This is a genomic window from Sulfitobacter mediterraneus, assembly GCF_016801775.1.
Taxonomy (GTDB): domain Bacteria; phylum Pseudomonadota; class Alphaproteobacteria; order Rhodobacterales; family Rhodobacteraceae; genus Sulfitobacter; species Sulfitobacter mediterraneus_A.
On record NZ_CP069004.1, the window covers coordinates 2680756 to 2696999 of the forward strand.

Below are 16244 nucleotides of genomic sequence, written 5' to 3' on the forward strand. Positions count from 1 at the left end.
CTTTAAGCGAGCTGCTTGCGAATGCCGCGCAAGATTGGCAAAGCGGCGCGCGCCTGTTCTTCGCCCAGATCATCAACCACTTTGTTGATGGTCGGGGTGATCGCAGCAAAGGCATCATCCCGCGCCTGCCGTCCTGCGGGACTGATCTGTACGATCTTGCGGCGGGCATCGTCCCAATCCGGGCGCACGTGGATATACCCCGCCCATTGCAGCTTGTTCAGGGTATTGGTCATTGCTCCGCGCGTCACATTGAACCGCTCCGCCAGCTTGGCAGGCGTGCTTTCCTCGCCCTTGAACGCAAGAACGTTCAGTACCGAAAAATGTGAGATTTCCATCCCTTTTGGTAGAATCCTGGTCAGACTGCCCCGCACAGCGTGATCTGCGGCAAGCAGTTCACTGAAAAGCAATATAGCGAGGGCATTCTTGTCTTGCGTCATTGGTCTACCGGATCAGGGGGCCGAAATTCTCGGGCATTGGACAGGCTCGGCACCCTGCGCCGCGCCGCTTCCCCTTCTTCCATATTCAGATCAAAATTGTAAACGCCCGGCGCTTCCCCGGCGTCAAGAATCACCTCACCCCAGGGGGAAACGACCAAGGAGTGACCATAAGTATCCCGTGTTTTGCGACTGGCGCTGGCGTGCGTACCCGTTTGACCGGGTGCAATCACGAAACACCCTGTCTCAATCGCCCGCGCCCGCAACAAGGCATGCCAATGGGCCGCGCCGGTCACGGGAGAGAACGCTGCAGGCACCGTGATGATCCGCGCACCGGCATTGGCCAGCGCCTGATACAATTTGGGAAAACGCACATCATAGCAAACGCTCATCCCGATGCGGGCGAAAGGGGTATCCGCAACCACCGCCTGCGTGCCGGGCCGGTATCCTTCGGATTCGCGGTAGGTCTCGGTCTCATTGATCTGCACATCGAACATGTGGATCTTGTCATACCGTGCTGCCACAGACCCATCGGGCGCAATCAGGAAACTGCGATTGGCAAAGCGCCCGTCAGGGTCGTCTGTCTTAAGACCAAGAGATCCGATCAATAGCCAGATCCCCGCCTTCGCTGCCTCATCGCAAAGCGCGGCCAGAGTTTGATCCTCGCCCTCATACTGCAGGACATCCTGTTGATGGCGGCGGCTGGTCGAGACGCAATTGGTCACTTCGGGGGTCAGAACAAACTCCGCCCCCTGCGCCACCGCGTCCCGGAACATTCCGACAGTCACCGGCAGGTTTTCTGCCGGATCATCCGTCACATTCAGCTGAAGCAGGGCCGCCTGCATAATCACGCCTCAAGCAAAGCGTCGAGCTTGCCTGCCCGTTCGAGCGCGTGCAGATCATCCGACCCGCCCACATGATCGCCGCCAATAAAGATTTGCGGCACGGTGCGCCCTCCATTGGCACGTTGGATCATCTCGGCCTTGCGGTCGGGATTTGCCAGCACGTCAACCTCGGCAAAGCTGACGCCTTTGCTGTTCAAAAGCCGTTTCGCCGCGTGACAGAACCCGCAAAGTGGTGATGTGTAAATCTCGACGGTTTTCATGAACCGATCCCTTTCAACATAACTGTTGAGAGGGATTTAAGCGTCTTTCACCGCCCGCGCCAGTGTTACGACACTGACCGGCCCCGATCCGGCATCCAGACAGGCCTGAGTCGCCGCAGATAATGTCGCGCCGGATGTCATTACATCATCGACCAAAAGCACCGGACGCCCGATCAATCGGTGTCGCCGACGCGGGTGGACACGCATGGCGTCCTGTAAGGTGCGATATCGCGTTTCGCGGTCCATGCCGTCCAGACGGCGTGTTCGCCGATGTCGCTGTAACAGATCAGGCGCCCAGGACAGCCCGCTCCGCTCTGCCAAAGCCTTGGCCAGAAGGGCCGATTGGTTATAGCGCCGCTGAATCATCCGTTGCCAATGCAAAGGCACTGGCGCGATCAAGGCCTGTTCTGGCACCAGTCCCTTGATCGTATTGGCCATCCACAAGCCAGCAGGCTGCGCGATTTCTTGTCGGTCGCCATGTTTCAGCGCCAGAACCAAATTGCGCCCGGTGTCGCGATACAAGAGCGCAGACCGTCCGCGCACCCATGGCCGAGGCGACAGCAAACACGCATCACATTGATGTGAGACATCATCCTCCTCGCCCGGCAGAGGCACCCCGCAACTGTCACAGACCATGCCCCCGACAAATGCAGTATCGCGCCAGCATTTCCCGCACAGGCCAAAATCGCCATCCACAATATCACCGCAAGCCAGGCACCGAGGCGGATAAATGGCGTTCAGCCCTGTTTGAAGTCTGCTTGTTATCGTCATATCTACCCCGGATGACCCAGAATCCTGTTCTTACCGACCTGACGGCACTGCACCTTCACCGCGCCCGCGCCAATGCGGACGGGATGTTCCTGCACCAGACCGCCGCCGATGAAGTGGAGGATCGCCTGCAACTGGTTAAAAAGCCGTTTAGCAAGATGGGATTGATCACCGGCTTTGCTGATTTCTGGGAATCACGCCTGCCAAACATGACCACTCTGCCTGACGACGACACCCTTTCGGTTGAGCCTGCCAGTTATGACATGCTGGTTCATGCGATGGCCCTGCATTGGGCGAATGATCCGGTTGGCCAACTCATCCAATGCCGCCGCGCCTTGCGGCCAGATGGCTTGTTCCTGTCCGTCGCTTTTGGCGGTCAGACCTTGCATGAGCTGCGGGCCTGCCTTGGCCAGGCCGAATCCACAGTAACCGGAGGCATGTCACCGCGCATCGCACCGATGGCAGAATTGCGCGATATGGGTGCCCTGCTGCAGCGGGCCGGTTTTGCCCTGCCCGTTGCAGACAGCCTGCCGCTTACCGTGGAATATGCCAACGCGTGGCATCTGATGCGTGATTTGCGCAGCATGGGCGAGACAAATGCCCTGACCGGTCGTTTGCGCCGCCCAACCGCCCGCCGCGTACTGGAGACAACTGCGCAGCTTTATCAGGACAATTACCAGGGCACGAACGGGCGGATCACTGCGACCTTTGAACTGATCTTCCTCACCGGGTGGGCCCCTGACGAAAGCCAACCCAAGCCCTTGCGCCCCGGTTCGGCCCAACAACGGCTGGCCGATGCCCTAAAGACCGATGAGACAAAACTGCCTATTTGACCCCAAGGGCAAAGCGTCTATTTCAGCAAGATCACCTTTTTAGGATTTTCCCACATGCAGCCTGCCCGACCACCCCATGCCAATGCTGACCACCCCGCTTTGCCGAAACAAAAGGTGGGTGTTCTGCTGGCCAATCTGGGAACGCCGGACAATTACGATTATTGGTCGATGCGCCGCTATCTGAGCGAGTTTTTGTCGGATCGCCGCGTGATCGATTATTCCCCCTGGCTGTGGCAGCCGCTTTTGCAGGGGATCATCCTGACCAAACGCCCGTTTACATCCGGTGCGGCCTATAAATCCATCTGGAACGAAGAGGCCGGCGAAAGCCCCTTGATGACCATCACCAAGGCGCAAACCGCCAAGATCACGGCGCGGATGCAGGAACAATACGGTGATGACGTGATGGTGGATTTCTGCATGCGTTACGGCAACCCGTCCACCCAATCAAAGGTCGAGGCGATGACCAAGGCAGGATGTTCCAAGATCTTGTTTTTCCCGCTTTATCCGCATTATGCCGGGGCCACATCCGCAACCGCTTGCGATGCATTCTTTGCAGCTTTGAGCAAAGAAAAATGGCAACCCATTGCGCGCGTGGTTGAGCCCTATTTCGACCGCCCCGATTATATCGAAGCTTTGGCGCAATCTGTCGAGCGGGGCTATGCGGCAGCGGAAAACAAGCCGGACACTCTGATTTGCTCCTACCACGGTTTGCCGGAACGCTATCTGATGGAGGGCGACCCCTATCATTGCCAATGCCAGAAAACCACGCGGCTGCTCAAGGAACGGCTGGGTTGGGACAACACCCAGATCATGACCACATTCCAGTCCAAGTTCGGACCCGAAGAATGGCTGCAACCCTACACGGTGGAAGAGGTCGCGCGGCAAGCCAAGGCTGGCAAAACAAGCATCGCGGTCTGCGCACCGGCGTTCTCTGCCGATTGCATTGAAACGCTCGAAGAGATCAACGAAGAGATCAAGGAAAGCTTTGAGGAGGCGGGCGGCAAACACTTTACCTATATTCCCTGCCTCAATGATGACGACGCACATATCGGCGCGCTGACCAATACCATTACCGAAAACCTGCGCGGCTGGCTGGACTGAGCCTTTGCGGGCAAAAACCTACCCTTCAGACACAAAAAAGGCGGTACCGAGGTACCGCCTTTTCCGTTTTAGTTGTCGATACCGATTAGTCGGCAGCAACAGCCGCAGCAACGATTGCCAGCAGGATCAGCGGCAGCAGGATGCCGGAAGAAGAGCCAGTGGCTTCTTCAACAACAACAGGTGCTTCGATGACCGGGTCTGCAAGCGAACCAGCGTATGCGGTCGATGCGGCAGCTGTCAGTGCAGCGGCGAGAACGAGTTTTTTCATAACATAACCTCCAGAAAAGGCGTGCCACATCAATGTGCGGACACGCACCCAAGACTTACCTCGTAGTTCTGTCTAAACAGCATATACAGCGGATTGCAAACCCGGATTCCATTCAGACAACCTACAATCACCCAAATGTCGTCAAATTAGCAACACTTGAGTGCCCACTTCGGCCATCCCGAACAGCTCAGCAATATGTTCGTTGTACAGGCCAATACATCCGTTGGAGGATTTGCGCCCGATCTTGCGGGTGTCATGGGTGCCGTGGATCCGGTAATATGTCCAGCTGAGGTAAAGCGCATGCGTTCCCAGAGGGTTCTCCGGGCCGGGCCCAATGAACGGAGGCCATTCCGGATTGCGCTTGAGCATGGATGGCGTTGGCCGCCAGCTTGGCCCTTCGACCTTTTGCACAACTTTCGTCCGGCCACGACGGGTCAGATCCTCGGTCAGTGGCACGCTGGACGGATACAATTTGTAGATGCTCTGATCCTCTGACCAGTAATGCACCGCGCGGCTGTCGATATCGACCAGAATCGCGCCATTGTTGGTGTTGTCGAAATAGGGTTGCCAATCCAACGTCCGAAAGCTGGAGATATTCCGGCGGACAGTTTCCGTCAGATCCCGCTCATTCTCTGTGGTTGTCGAAGAATTGACGGCGCCGGTATCCTGCGCCAGCGCAGGGGTGGCCAACATCGCGGCGCTTCCGGCCAGAAACGCACGGCGGCCACCGTTGGAAAATTGACTGTCAGACATGATATGTCTCCCTCATTGGGCAATTTCACTATTTTACAGACATATATGGCGCGAAAGACGCAGTATCAAATCAAACCACCGTTAACTGGCAGACTCACGCTGATGTGCGTTTGAACTGCAACGCAACCCAATGTAGGAGAGGCAGAACACCGATTTTGCTGGAGCAAAGCTATGATCCGTATCCTGTCTGTCTTGATGGCAATTGCCTTGGCTGCCGCTGCCTGTGCGCCGGTTGAACCCGGCATTGGAACAGACGGCAAGCCGCTGCCAAAGGTCTATCGGATCAGCCGCGGCGACGCGGGCAAGATCCCGTTCCGGATGGTCGATAGTGTCAATGCCCTGCGCAGCGCCGCGGGCCGGGCGCCGGTTACACTGGATTCAAAATTGAACGCAGCAGCGGCAACCCATTCCAAGGACATGTCACGCCAGAATCGCCCATGGCATTTTGGCTCTGACGGCTCTTCCCCGATCGACCGGATCAGCCGTGTTGGCTATGCTGGGCGTCTTGTGGGCGAAACCATCTCGGAAACCTACGAATCCGAACTCGAAACCCTTGCGGCGTGGATGGACCAGCCAGACACGCGCCGCGTGATCATGTCGCCCGATGCACGCAACATGGGCTTTGCCTGGCATCAGGAATCGGGCGGTAAAATCTGGTGGACGCTGGTGATGGGCAACTGACCCAACATCTTTGTTCTATGGGTTGATCTGGATTGGCGTTCCATCCCTGACCATGGCATAGATATCTTCCATCTGCTTGTTGGTCACCGAGATACAGCCCCAGGTCCAATCCCCCTTGTCCCTTTTCAGGGGGTTCTTTTGCCCGTGAATAAAGATATCTCCGCCAGGTTCCTTACCGATGGACTTAGCATAGGCGCGATCTGCATCATTGGGATAGGAAATGCCCAAAGACAGATGGAACTGGCTGTTGGGATTGCGACGGTCAATAAGATAGATCCCTTCTGGCGTGCGCCCGTCCCCTTCGATCTGTTTGTGACCGATAGGGGCAAAACCCAGCTTGATGTCATAATCCTCAAGCACCTTGTCATGATGCAGCAGGTACATGCGCCGCGCCTCTTTGTTCACCACCACATAGGTGACTTCAGGCCCGTTGTAGCGTTTGAATTTGCTGCTGCTGCATGCGCCCAGCGCGACAAGCGCGGTGCCGCCAAGGATGACTGTTCTGCGGTTCATCTGTACTGCCTAATTTGCCAGGCGATTTTTGCCCTTTGTTATGGCGCTATCATATAGCCCAATTGCCCGCAGTCAAAAAGCTGTGATTGCCGCGATTTTGAAACATCTGCGCAAACCGGCAAATCACCGCCGGATCAGGTTGGCGCGGTCAGGCTTGCCGCCAGTTCAACATGAGATGACCAGCGGAACTGATCAACAACCTGCACCCAGTTCAACGTGTAACCTGCGCTGACCATCGTCTGGGCATCGCGGGCAAAGGTCACCGGATTGCACGACACATAGGCCACCTGCGGCACGCGGGCGGTCACAATCTCGGCCACCTGCCGCTCGGCACCGGCGCGAGGTGGGTCCAGAACGACCGCATCCAGTTTGCGCATCTCATCGGGCAACAGCGGCCGCCGAAACAGATCCCGGGTCTCTGTTGTCACAGGCTTGAGGCCCTCTGCCATCCGCCAGCCATGATCCAGCGCTGTCATCATTTCCGCAACGCTTTCAACCGCATGCACACGCGCAGTTTCTGCAAGCGGCAGTGCAAATGTGCCGCAACCGGCAAACAGATCGGCCAATGCATCCGCCCCCGCAACCGCCTCTTTGACCGCAGACAACAATGCCGCCTCACCGTCCTGCGTGGCTTGCAAAAACGCACCAGGTGGCGGGGTAACGGCGGCGCGGCCAAAGGCCTGCACCGGTGCATGGCGCATCGCAATCACCTCATCGTCCCAGCTGAGACGCGCCAAACCGCGCCGCTCGCAGAGACTGGCCAATTCTTGCCGCAGCGGCCCATCAAGCGGTTTGCCATGCGCCACCGCGACATCCAGCCCGTTGGCCGATACCGTCACAGTCACGGCAAGCGCCGCCTTGCGGCTGGTCCCGACCAGCGCCAGATCTTCGGCCACGGCGCGGCCTTCCAAGACCTCGGGCGCCAGCAACTTACAGTCTGGAATTTCAATCAACACGTCCGAGCCACGGCCATAAAACCCTGCCATTGCGCCTTTTTTGGTGCGCCTTGCTGCAAAGGTCGCCCGGCGTCTGGACTGGGGAGGCGACGTGTGAAGCGGCTTAAAAACAGTCTCTAACCCATGCGCGTCCAGCGCATGTTTCACCACGTCTTGCTTCCAGCCCGCGACCAGATCATCCGATGCATGCTGCAACTGGCATCCACCGCAGGATTTGAAATGCCGACAGGGCGGCGCGACCCGATCGTCAGACGGTTTCAGGATACGCACATCCGTCAGGGTGTTTCCCGAAACTGTGCCGGACACCACCTCTCCGGGAAGGGTCAGCGGCGCAAAGATCGGGCCATCGGCGATACCATCGCCGTGGTGGCCCAGTCGAAGAATTTGATGTTCTGTCATGCCCCGCCTTACCGCGCCACAGTCCGGCACAAAACCCCTATTCAGCCGCCTTTACATTCAGGAACCCGCCCGACTGCCGCTGCCAATAGCGGGCATAAAGGCCATTTTCGGCCAAAAGGGCGTCGTGACTGCCGGTTTCGACAATCCTCCCCTGATCCATTACGATAATGCGGTCCATCTCCGTCAGCGTCGAGAAACGGTGCGCAATCGCCAAAACGGTTTTGCCCTCCATCACACGGGTCAGCGCGGTTTGAATGGCCGCCTCAACCTCACTGTCGAGGGCGGATGTGGCCTCGTCCAGCACCAGAATGGGCGCATCCTTGAGAATGGCCCGCGCAAGTGCGATCCGTTGGCGTTGTCCGCCGGACAATTTTACACCCCGTTCACCCAAATGCGCCTCATACCCACGGCGCCCGCGATGGTCTTCAAGCTCTTGAATAAACTCATGCGCTTCGGCCCGTTCAGCGGCCGCTCTGATCTCAGCCTCGGTCGCGTCGGGTCGGCCATAAAGGATGTTGTCCCGAGCCGAGCGATTGAACATCGCGGTCTCTTGCGTGACCATCCCGATATTGCGCCGAAGGCTCTCTTGTGTGGTCTCCCGCACATCAAGACCATCAATCAATATGTGACCCTGCTCCGCATCATAGAGCCGCAGAAGAAGCGATACGAGCGTCGATTTCCCCGCGCCGGACGCGCCGACAATCCCAAGCTTTTCACCCGGTTCTATCGTAAGATTGATCCGCTCAACGCCGCCTGCCTCGCGGCCATAGGCAAACCCCAGATCATGCATTTCAATCCGGCCCTCGACGGCATCCAGCACTTTTGCGTCGGGGTCGTCCTCCAACCTCACACGGGGAGTCAAGGTCTTCATCCCGTCCTCAACCTCACCCACGTTGGAATAGATTGCCATCAAGGTAAAGCTGACCCATCCGGTCATCTGCGCGATCCGGATCGCCACGGCGCCTGCCGCAACAATATCGCCCTCACTGGCCAGACCACGTTGCCACAAAAGGATCGTGCCGCCCAAAAGAACCACCGGCAAAAGCCCCGCCAAAGTCATCAAGGTCAGCCGGAAACCGGCCGCAAGGTAGCCAAATTCCAGCGCACGTTCCCGAAAGGTTTTCATGGCGCCCAAGGCAGCGCGATCTTCATGATCCGCATGGGCAAACAATTTCACCGTCTTGATGTTGGTGATCGTATCCACAACCTGCCCCGACACCATCGCCCGAGCGCCGGCACGGCCCGCAGACCGTTTGCGCACGCGCGGCAAGAACCAGTTGATCACCGCAAAGTACAGAACCAGCCAAAGCAAGAATCCAACGGCCACACGCCAATCAATCGCCACGAGCAACGCAAGTGAGCCCAGCAAGGATGCCAGCGCAAAAGCCACCACATTGATCAGCTCAGACGCAATGTCGGTCACTGCACGCGCTGCCTGCATCTGTTTTTGTGCAATGCGCCCCGCAAAATCATCATCAAAAAAGCCGACATTCTGGCCCAACGTCCAGCGATGCAACCGCGACAGAACCAGCGGATTCACATTCGGCTGAACCATGATCGCATTCGACGCAGAGCTGAGGGCAAACAGGATCGGTCTCAGGATCAGGAAAAACCCAATCGCACCAAGGATCAGCGCCAGATTTTGCCCATCGAAAAACGCCTCCGGCCCTGCGCTGACCGTGGCATCGATGACCCGGCCCAGGATCAACGCTGTACCCGCCTCCATCACTCCGGCAGCGGCAGACAGCAACGCGGCAAGCCACAGCACCGGCCAAGCGCCAGACAAGCACCACCGCAAAAACGCCCCCAGCGTTTGTGGCGGCGGCCCTTCGGCGGCACGAAACGGGTTGATCCAATTGCCAATGCTCATGCGTCTTCATCCAGTTTGAGGAACCCACCCGACTGGCGAGACCAGAAATCTGAATATAGCCCGCCGCGCGCCAAAAGCGCGTCATGAGACCCCTCTTCGACTATGCGCCCTTCATCCAACACCAGAATACGGTCCATTTCGGCAATAGTTGAAAGGCGATGCGCGATGGCAATCACGGTTTTGCCTGCCATCATGCCGTAAAGCGTTTCCTGAATTGCCGCCTCCACCTCGCTATCAAGGGCAGAGGTCGCCTCATCCAAAAGTAAAATCGGCGCATCCTTGAGGATCACCCGCGCCAGAGTGATCCGTTGGCGTTGGCCACCCGACAGTTTGACACCCCGCTCCCCAACCCGTGCATCATAGCCGTGACGCCCTTCTGGATCGGACAGATCCTGAATAAACTCATGCGCCTGCGCCTGTTTCGCGGCCGCGATCATCTCTTCTTCGCTGGCGTCCGGACGACCATACAAAATGTTCTCCCGCACCGAACGGTGCAACAGAGAGCTGTCTTGCTGGACCATTCCGATATGCCGGCGCAGGCTGTCTTGGGTCACGTCATTGATGTCCTGACCGTCGATCAGAATACGCCCGCCTTCGGCTTCATAGAACCGCAAAAGGAGTTTGACCAAGGTGGATTTGCCCGCACCAGACCGGCCAATCAGGCCAATCCGCTCCCCCGGAGCGATCTCAAGATCGACCCCCTGCAATCCGCCCGATGTACGCCCGTAATGATGGGTCAACCCTTGCATTTCGATCCGCCCGTCGGACAATTCCAACGGCTTTGCATCCGGCGCATCCACCAAGGTAATAGGCTGTGCAATGGTCTCCATCCCTTCTGCCACCACCCCAAGTTGGCGGAAGAAAGAGGAAAGCGCCCACATGATCCATCCGGTCATCGCGTTCAGCCGCAGTGTCAACGCCGCAGCGGCCGCAACAACACCCACGCTGGCCTCGCCTGTCGTCCAAAGCCAAAGCGCCCAACCGACTATGCCAACAATCAACAACCCGTTCAGCGCCACCAGAAAGACATCCATGATGGTGAAAATGCGCATCTCGATTTGAAAGGTGCGGCGCGCCTCTTCGATGGCGTCCTTGGCAAAACCCAGTTCCAGATCATGGTGGGCAAACATCTTGACCGAGTGGATATTCGTATAGGCATCAACAACCCGCCCCGTTACGGCAGACCGCGCATCAGACGCGTCCTTGGCAGCGGGGCCAACCCGCGCCAGGGTCCAGCGCACCAAAAACCCGTATAGGACAAACCACCCCAGCAAAGGCACCAGCAAGCGCAAATCCGATAAGGTAAGCAGAATCGCTGCGCCGATCAGATAGGCCAGTGAATAGGAAATCGCGTCAAAGACTTGAAAAACCACCTCGCCCGCCGCTGGCGGGGTTTGCATGATCCGGTTGGCGATCCGTCCGGCAAAGTCATTCTCAAACCAGCCGACCGATTGCCGCAACACCTGCTTATGCGCCCTCCAACGGATCAACGTTCCAAAGTTCGGCATGATCGCATTGTTCAAAAGCAGCACGTCCAAACCTTGTAGCGCCGGCCGGATCAGCAACACAAAGAGCGCTACGAGGATCAGTTCAGTGCCGTAGGTCTGCCAAAGCAGCGCGGGATCACTGCCCAGCAGATCCACCAAACGACCCATGTAATAGATCAGCCAGATCTCGATCGCCGCAACGACGATGGACATGAATGCGGTCAGCGCAAACACCTTTTTAAACGGTTGGGAGTAGTCCCACAAAAACGGCCACAACTTTTGCGACGGTTTGTCGTGTTCGGTGTAGGTTACATAAGGATTGATAAGGTTTTCAAAGAAACGGAACATGGCAAAAGGCCTTGGAATACAAATTGCAAAATGGTCAGGACACACAATTGCGCCCCGATAGGAATACGCGCTTGGGGGAGCGTTAGCTCAACCAGATCCCGCGATACATTTTGCAATCCTCCGTGTTCATATGCATTTGCATAGAGAATTCCGGGCGGGCTGTCGACCCTTCAGGGTAATTTCAGCAACTCTTCCCGTGACAGGGCAAAATCAGAATTGATCCAAGCCTGTTCCAAATGCTTCAACCGCTGGCCCAGCGCAGGGCCGGAGAACGCAGGCATAAGATCCACCGCATTCACCGGAAAGGTTTTGGCTGCGGCCTGATTGATCGTCTCTAATACGAACAGTTCCGGCACTTTTTCCGCGATCACGGACCGGAGCAGCAGCGCCTGCCGCGCCGTTTCTGCGCCGTGCCGATAGGCCAGTTCCGGCAGGCGCGGACCGGCGAATCCAAGCTCTCGCAACAGGGCAAGCTGTTTGCCATAAGCTTTGCTCAGCCGCAAACGTACGGCCGCATCCTCACCGCCCAATACGGATAGCCGGGTAAGCCAATTGGGCGAGAGCCCTATCGCGTCTTCCATATGCACCAGAACAGCCAGCCATCGGTCATCGCTGCCCGGCAACAGCGCTGCCAACACGCCGGTTTGACGCATCACCGCGACCGCTGGCGCAGGATCCGGCGCTGCCAGCAACTTGGTCATTTCCTGACCCACACGCTCAGCCGAAAGTGTCTCTAAACCTTGGGTATTTGCAGAAATTGCGGCCAAGGCCTCTTCGTCGAAGCCTTCTTGTTGATCGCCAAACCAGGCCGAAAACCGAAAGAACCTCAGAATGCGCAAATAGTCTTCCTGGATGCGAGCAGCCGGATCTTCGATAAATCTGATCCGCCGCGCCAAAAGATCGGGAAGACCGTTCAATGGGTCCACAACCGCGCCCAGCGCATCTGCATAAAGCGCATTCATCGTAAAATCCCGGCGGCGCGCGTCGTCGGTGATGTCTTTGGAAAACGCCACAGTCGCGCGGCGCCCGTCTGTCTCGACATCTCGCCGGAAGGTGGTGATTTCAAATGGTTTGCCGCCCGCAACGACGGTCACGGTGCCATGGTCGATCCCGGTTGGGATCGCCTTCATGCCTGCGTCCTTTGCCAATTGAATGACCTCTGTCGGCAAAGCGTCGGTTGACATGTCCACATCGCTGTCTGCCAGACCCAAAAGCGCATTGCGCACGCAGCCGCCGACATAGAAAATCCGGTGCCCGCCCTCTTGGATCACCCGGCAAACAGCCTGTGCATCCTTGTCCTTCAGCCAGCTTGTGCCGGGAGGAATCACAATGTCATTTGATTTGACCATGCCCGCAACATACGCGCGGTTGCGCCCCAGATGTAATAGGGTCCGTAGGGCACAACAAAATAATGCCGCCGGGTGCCCCGCCAGCGCCGAGACTGCACCAGATAATTACCCGGATCAAGCACATGGTCCAGCGGCACAGAGAACACCTCTTCGACCTCACCGGGCTCTGGTTTGATCTCGAATCTGTCTCTAACAAAGGCAATTACAGGTGTGACATCAAAACTGGTGACAGTTTCATGCGTGGGCAGAACACCCAGAACATCCACAATATCACGTGGCAGGCCGATCTCTTCTTCGGCCTCACGCAGGGCCGCGGCAATCACGTCGACATCGCCTTCGTCCTGCTTGCCACCCGGAAAGGCGATTTGCCCCGGATGGTGTTTGAGCGCTGATGACCTTTTGGTGAGGATCAGCTCAAGCCTGCCATCAACCTCATGAATCGGCGCCAGAACCCCCGCCGGGCGCAATGTGCGCCCCTCAGGTAAAACCACATCAGGGTTCAGATCGAAATCCGATGATGACGATCCACTGCGCAGCAAGGCCGCGCGGATATCGTCAATCTGTTTATGCACCACCTGTTTCGGCCTCAAACCCAACGCTTGCCGGATCCATATCGTAATGCGCTCCGCAGAACTGGCAGTCCGCTGTCACGCGCCCGTCATCGGTGGTCATCTTTTCGATGTCCTTGGCAGAATAGATCGACAGGCTTTGCCGCACACGATCTTCGGAACAGGTGCAGCCAAACCGCACGGCCTGAGCATCGAATACGCGCGGTTGCTCTTCATGGAACAATCGCAGCAGCAGATCTGTTGGCGGCACGCTTGGCCCGATCAATTCGAAATCTTCAACCGTGTTGAGCAACATGTTCACACGGTTCCAGTTCTCTTCCTCATCGCCGTCCACCAGATCGCTGGCGCTCAGCACATCGCCATTTCCCTCTCCCGATGCGGCAAAGGGCGACGCTTTGGGCATATGTTGAAGCATCACGCCACCTGCCCGCCAATGCTCGGCCTTGTCGGGGCTGGAAGACCGGCCAAAGCTCAGCGAAAAACGTGTTGGCAATTGTTCGGACTGCGCAAAATACGCCTCTGCACAAGACGCCAATGACTCTCCCGTGAGCGGGGTAATACCCTGATAGGGAGTCATGCCCTCGCCCTGATCGATCATGATTGCAAAGTACCCTTCGCCGACCTGATCAATCGGCGCACCATCCGTCAGGCGATCCGTGTCATAGCTGGCATAAGCTCGAATGCGGGCTGAACGGCCATCTTCGTCCGGGCCGTAATAATCAGTGGCGATCATCCGCACTGGCCCTTTCGACTGTACCTGCAAGGACAGTTTCCAACGCAGTTTCATGGTCTGGCCGATCAATGCGGTCAGCAAGGCCATCTCTGCCACCAGCGCTTCGACCTGCGCAGGATAGTCGTGTTGTTTGAGAATGCCATCAAGCACACCGTCAAGCCGCGCCACACGGCCACGGATATCCGCGTGATCCAACTGAAACGGCAGAACGCTGTCGTCCCATGCGAGCTGTTGAGTGGGCTGGTGAGGAGAGGTCATGGGGGTTTCCTTATCGGGGGCCGCTTGGCATACCGCGTCTATATAGGGGCGGCAACCCGTGGATAAAGGGGCCGTTTCAACAGGAGGCGTTGATGATCAGACGGATTGGGGAAACACCCCGCTGGGACAAGTCTTATCGCGTCCGGCCAGGGGCTTATGCGATCTTGCCGTTGAAGGGTCGCTTTTTGATGACCGCGCAGATGGAGCCGCAGGTTGATGTGCAGCTGCCCGGCGGCGGCATTGATCCCGGCGAATCGCCCTTGCAGGCCCTGCACCGCGAGGTTCTCGAAGAGATCGGCTGGCGCATCGCGCAACCCCGGCGCTTGGGGGCGTTCCGGCGTTTTGTGTTCATGCCTGAATATGACCTTTGGGCAGAAAAGCTGTGCCATGTTTATGTCGCACACCCCGTGCGCCAGATCGCGGATCCGATTGAACCGGATCATGCGACGCTGGTCTTGTCCGGCTCTGACGCGGTGACGGCGTTGGGCAACGATGGCGATCGGATGTTCTTGTCGCGCTACTTGGGCCAGCGTTAGTCAGGCCCGGAGAATTCGAAAAGGATGCCGGAAATGTCATCGGGAAACTCGTTTGTGCCCGAAAAGCAGGACAGTTCCCAAACCAAAGCCTCAAACAGGTCATGACCATTAACCCCCTGCAATGCATTGAGGATTGCCGCCAACCCGTCCTCATCCAACATCTGATCATTGGCGTCAGGGCATTCTGTCACCCCGTCTGACAATATCAGCAAACGATCACCGGGGCGCAGAGACAATTCAAACTGCTCAAAGGGGATGCCCTGCAATAATCCCACAGGAAAACCACCCGTGCCGGATTGTTCGATTGTGCCGTCGGCCCGTTGCACCACCGGATGCGGATGACCCGCCTGGGCGATCTGCACGTTGCCAGTACTCAGATCAATATTGGCGAGCATCAGTGTGAAATAATGCTCCGTTTCCATTTCGTTCAGCACAAGTTGATTTAGAGCAGTGACCACTTCAGCAGGCGGGCGCAGGGCATAAACCCCATCTTCCGACCGCTGCAACGCGATGTTCTGATCCGGGGCGGTGGCGGACAGATAACCGGCCAACCGCGCCGTCATCAGGGCCGAACTGATACCATGGCCGGACACATCGATTGCAAACAGGCCCAGCTGACGGTCCCCCACAGGGTAAAACCCGACCAGATCCCCCCCGACATGGCCACTTGGCCGTAGCAAAAGCGACAATTGCCCTTGGTCAAACGTGGCGCTGCGTTGACGCAGGAGGGATTGCTGCAGCTTTTTCGCCTCAAGAAGATCAGAATCGAGAGAATCGTAGACACGCTGCAATTCATCCAGTGTTTCGCTGATCACCCGGTTGGTGTGCGACAGCTCTCGCTGCATATCGATGATCCGTTCGCCCGCCGTAATGCGGGCCCGCAATTCATTGGCATCAACCGGCTTGGTCAAAAAATCATCAGCACCTGAATCAAGCCCCTTGGCCACCTCCGCCTTTTCGCTTTTGGAGGTCAGAAGGATAAAATAGGTATAGCTCTCATTTTCCAGATCACGGAACACTTCGCAAAATTCCAGACCGGACATACCCGGCATCATCCAATCGCTTAATATCAGATCGGGCATTCGTTTGCGGCAGGCCGCCAGCGCCTCCTCGCCCGATGCGGCCTCGATCACCTCAAACCCCCACCGCGCCAAAGACGACATCAGGATGCGCCGTTGCAGGCGGCTGTCATCAACAACCAACACCACCCTTACGGCGGCCTCATGTGCATCCAACCGGCCTTGACCGATAGATGCCGTTATACCCTGAACCATAGGCCCCCA

General features: G+C 57.5%; 18 protein-coding genes. 4 read left to right on the forward strand and 14 right to left on the reverse strand.

Going from position 1 to position 16244, the window contains the following annotated elements; translation table 11 throughout:
• Window positions 1–2: 2 nt before the first annotated feature.
• The 4 genes from JNX03_RS13275 to JNX03_RS13290 are packed head-to-tail and all read right to left on the reverse strand — an operon-like array spanning window position 3 to window position 2310.
• Window positions 3–437, reverse strand: coding sequence for a MarR family winged helix-turn-helix transcriptional regulator (locus tag JNX03_RS13275; protein WP_203209503.1), 435 nt, complete (start codon window positions 435–437; stop codon window positions 3–5).
• The gene (locus JNX03_RS13280; RefSeq protein WP_203209504.1) at window positions 434–1279 is read right to left on the reverse strand and encodes a carbon-nitrogen hydrolase family protein; all 846 of its coding nucleotides are present in this window, start codon (window positions 1277–1279) and stop codon (window positions 434–436) included. The genes JNX03_RS13275 and JNX03_RS13280 overlap by 4 nt, the downstream gene beginning before the upstream one ends.
• Window positions 1280–1281: 2 nt before the next feature.
• Window positions 1282–1539 carry a glutaredoxin 3 gene (gene grxC, locus JNX03_RS13285; RefSeq protein ID WP_203209505.1) on the reverse strand — a complete coding sequence of 86 codons (258 nt, stop codon included), beginning with the start codon at window positions 1537–1539 and terminating at the stop codon, window positions 1282–1284.
• 36 nt (window positions 1540–1575) lie between these two features.
• Window positions 1576–2310, reverse strand: a complete 735-nt coding sequence (locus JNX03_RS13290; RefSeq protein ID WP_203209506.1) for a ComF family protein — start codon at window positions 2308–2310, stop codon at window positions 1576–1578.
• An 11-nt stretch (window positions 2311–2321) separates the two neighbouring features.
• On the opposite strand from JNX03_RS13290, the gene JNX03_RS13295 reads away from it, so the two are divergent.
• Together JNX03_RS13295 and hemH are read left to right on the forward strand one after the other, a co-directional pair.
• Entirely contained in the window at window positions 2322–3140 is an 819-nt protein-coding gene (locus tag JNX03_RS13295; protein WP_203209507.1) for a methyltransferase domain-containing protein, read from the forward strand.
• Between the two features lie 54 nt (window positions 3141–3194).
• Entirely contained in the window at window positions 3195–4241 is a 1047-nt protein-coding gene (gene hemH / locus JNX03_RS13300) for a ferrochelatase (RefSeq protein ID WP_203209508.1), read from the forward strand.
• 85 nt (window positions 4242–4326) lie between these two features.
• Here the strand turns inward: hemH and JNX03_RS13305 are convergent, their stop codons facing one another.
• On the reverse strand, window positions 4327–4509 hold the full coding sequence (locus JNX03_RS13305) for a hypothetical protein (protein ID WP_203209509.1): 183 nt from the start codon (window positions 4507–4509) through the stop codon (window positions 4327–4329).
• Window positions 4510–4650: 141 nt separating this feature from the next.
• A complete protein-coding gene (locus JNX03_RS13310) occupies window positions 4651–5262 on the reverse strand; it encodes a L,D-transpeptidase (RefSeq protein WP_203209510.1) in 612 nt (203 codons plus the stop codon).
• A gap of 171 nt (window positions 5263–5433) precedes the next feature.
• On the opposite strand from JNX03_RS13310, the gene JNX03_RS13315 reads away from it, so the two are divergent.
• Complete coding sequence (locus tag JNX03_RS13315; RefSeq protein ID WP_203209511.1) at window positions 5434–5943, forward strand: CAP domain-containing protein; 510 nt, start codon at window positions 5434–5436, stop codon at window positions 5941–5943.
• A 15-nt stretch (window positions 5944–5958) separates the two neighbouring features.
• Here JNX03_RS13315 and JNX03_RS13320 read toward each other — a convergent pair whose 3' ends face one another.
• The 7 genes from JNX03_RS13320 to JNX03_RS13350 all read right to left on the reverse strand — a co-directional run bounded on the left by JNX03_RS13320 (window position 5959) and on the right by JNX03_RS13350 (window position 14425).
• Window positions 5959–6456: a L,D-transpeptidase family protein gene (locus JNX03_RS13320; protein WP_203209512.1), complete on the reverse strand. Its 498-nt coding sequence runs from the start codon at window positions 6454–6456 to the stop codon at window positions 5959–5961.
• A 134-nt stretch (window positions 6457–6590) separates the two neighbouring features.
• A complete protein-coding gene (locus JNX03_RS13325; RefSeq protein ID WP_203209513.1) occupies window positions 6591–7811 on the reverse strand; it encodes a class I SAM-dependent RNA methyltransferase in 1221 nt (406 codons plus the stop codon).
• 37 nt (window positions 7812–7848) lie between these two features.
• On the reverse strand, window positions 7849–9681 hold the full coding sequence (locus JNX03_RS13330; protein WP_203209514.1) for an ABC transporter ATP-binding protein: 1833 nt from the start codon (window positions 9679–9681) through the stop codon (window positions 7849–7851).
• Window positions 9678–11516, reverse strand: coding sequence for an ABC transporter ATP-binding protein (locus tag JNX03_RS13335; RefSeq protein WP_203209515.1), 1839 nt, complete (start codon window positions 11514–11516; stop codon window positions 9678–9680). Before JNX03_RS13335 ends, JNX03_RS13330 begins: the two co-directional genes overlap by 4 nt.
• A 170-nt stretch (window positions 11517–11686) precedes the next feature.
• The gene (locus JNX03_RS13340) at window positions 11687–12865 is read right to left on the reverse strand and encodes a CCA tRNA nucleotidyltransferase (RefSeq protein WP_203209516.1); all 1179 of its coding nucleotides are present in this window, start codon (window positions 12863–12865) and stop codon (window positions 11687–11689) included.
• Complete coding sequence (locus tag JNX03_RS13345; protein WP_231024189.1) at window positions 12841–13440, reverse strand: CoA pyrophosphatase; 600 nt, start codon at window positions 13438–13440, stop codon at window positions 12841–12843. Before JNX03_RS13345 ends, JNX03_RS13340 begins: the two co-directional genes overlap by 25 nt.
• Entirely contained in the window at window positions 13430–14425 is a 996-nt protein-coding gene (locus tag JNX03_RS13350; RefSeq protein ID WP_203209517.1) for an Hsp33 family molecular chaperone HslO, read from the reverse strand. The genes JNX03_RS13345 and JNX03_RS13350 overlap by 11 nt, the downstream gene beginning before the upstream one ends.
• A 92-nt stretch (window positions 14426–14517) precedes the next feature.
• Here JNX03_RS13350 and JNX03_RS13355 point away from each other — a divergent pair, with 92 nt between their 5' ends.
• Window positions 14518–14961 (forward strand): NUDIX domain-containing protein, encoded by a 444-nt coding sequence (locus JNX03_RS13355; RefSeq protein ID WP_203209518.1) that lies wholly within the window; start codon window positions 14518–14520, stop codon window positions 14959–14961.
• On the opposite strand, the gene JNX03_RS13360 is transcribed toward JNX03_RS13355, so the two are convergent.
• On the reverse strand, window positions 14958–16235 hold the full coding sequence (locus JNX03_RS13360) for a PP2C family protein-serine/threonine phosphatase (protein ID WP_203209519.1): 1278 nt from the start codon (window positions 16233–16235) through the stop codon (window positions 14958–14960). The genes JNX03_RS13355 and JNX03_RS13360 overlap by 4 nt on opposite strands.
• Window positions 16236–16244 lie beyond the last annotated feature (9 nt).

Excerpts from the sequence above, each read along its gene's own strand:
- JNX03_RS13320 (WP_203209512.1), bottom strand. The coding sequence starts at position 6,456 with ATGAACCGCAGAACAGTCATCCTTGGCGGCACCGCGCTTGTCGCGCTG.
- JNX03_RS13355 (WP_203209518.1), top strand. The coding sequence starts at position 14,518 with ATGATCAGACGGATTGGGGAAACACCCCGCTGGGACAAGTCTTATCGC.
- JNX03_RS13350 (WP_203209517.1), bottom strand. The coding sequence starts at position 14,425 with ATGACCTCTCCTCACCAGCCCACTCAACAGCTCGCATGGGACGACAGC.
- JNX03_RS13290 (WP_203209506.1), bottom strand. The coding sequence starts at position 2,310 with ATGACGATAACAAGCAGACTTCAAACAGGGCTGAACGCCATTTATCCG.
- JNX03_RS13330 (WP_203209514.1), bottom strand. The coding sequence starts at position 9,681 with ATGAGCATTGGCAATTGGATCAACCCGTTTCGTGCCGCCGAAGGGCCG.
- JNX03_RS13360 (WP_203209519.1), bottom strand. The coding sequence starts at position 16,235 with ATGGTTCAGGGTATAACGGCATCTATCGGTCAAGGCCGGTTGGATGCA.
- grxC (WP_203209505.1), bottom strand. The coding sequence starts at position 1,539 with ATGAAAACCGTCGAGATTTACACATCACCACTTTGCGGGTTCTGTCAC.
- JNX03_RS13315 (WP_203209511.1), top strand. The coding sequence starts at position 5,434 with ATGATCCGTATCCTGTCTGTCTTGATGGCAATTGCCTTGGCTGCCGCT.
- hemH (WP_203209508.1), top strand. The coding sequence starts at position 3,195 with ATGCAGCCTGCCCGACCACCCCATGCCAATGCTGACCACCCCGCTTTG.
- JNX03_RS13335 (WP_203209515.1), bottom strand. The coding sequence starts at position 11,516 with ATGTTCCGTTTCTTTGAAAACCTTATCAATCCTTATGTAACCTACACC.
- JNX03_RS13280 (WP_203209504.1), bottom strand. The coding sequence starts at position 1,279 with ATGCAGGCGGCCCTGCTTCAGCTGAATGTGACGGATGATCCGGCAGAA.
- JNX03_RS13305 (WP_203209509.1), bottom strand. The coding sequence starts at position 4,509 with ATGAAAAAACTCGTTCTCGCCGCTGCACTGACAGCTGCCGCATCGACC.
- JNX03_RS13295 (WP_203209507.1), top strand. The coding sequence starts at position 2,322 with ATGACCCAGAATCCTGTTCTTACCGACCTGACGGCACTGCACCTTCAC.
- JNX03_RS13275 (WP_203209503.1), bottom strand. The coding sequence starts at position 437 with ATGACGCAAGACAAGAATGCCCTCGCTATATTGCTTTTCAGTGAACTG.
- JNX03_RS13310 (WP_203209510.1), bottom strand. The coding sequence starts at position 5,262 with ATGTCTGACAGTCAATTTTCCAACGGTGGCCGCCGTGCGTTTCTGGCC.
- JNX03_RS13325 (WP_203209513.1), bottom strand. The coding sequence starts at position 7,811 with ATGACAGAACATCAAATTCTTCGACTGGGCCACCACGGCGATGGTATC.
- JNX03_RS13340 (WP_203209516.1), bottom strand. The coding sequence starts at position 12,865 with ATGGTCAAATCAAATGACATTGTGATTCCTCCCGGCACAAGCTGGCTG.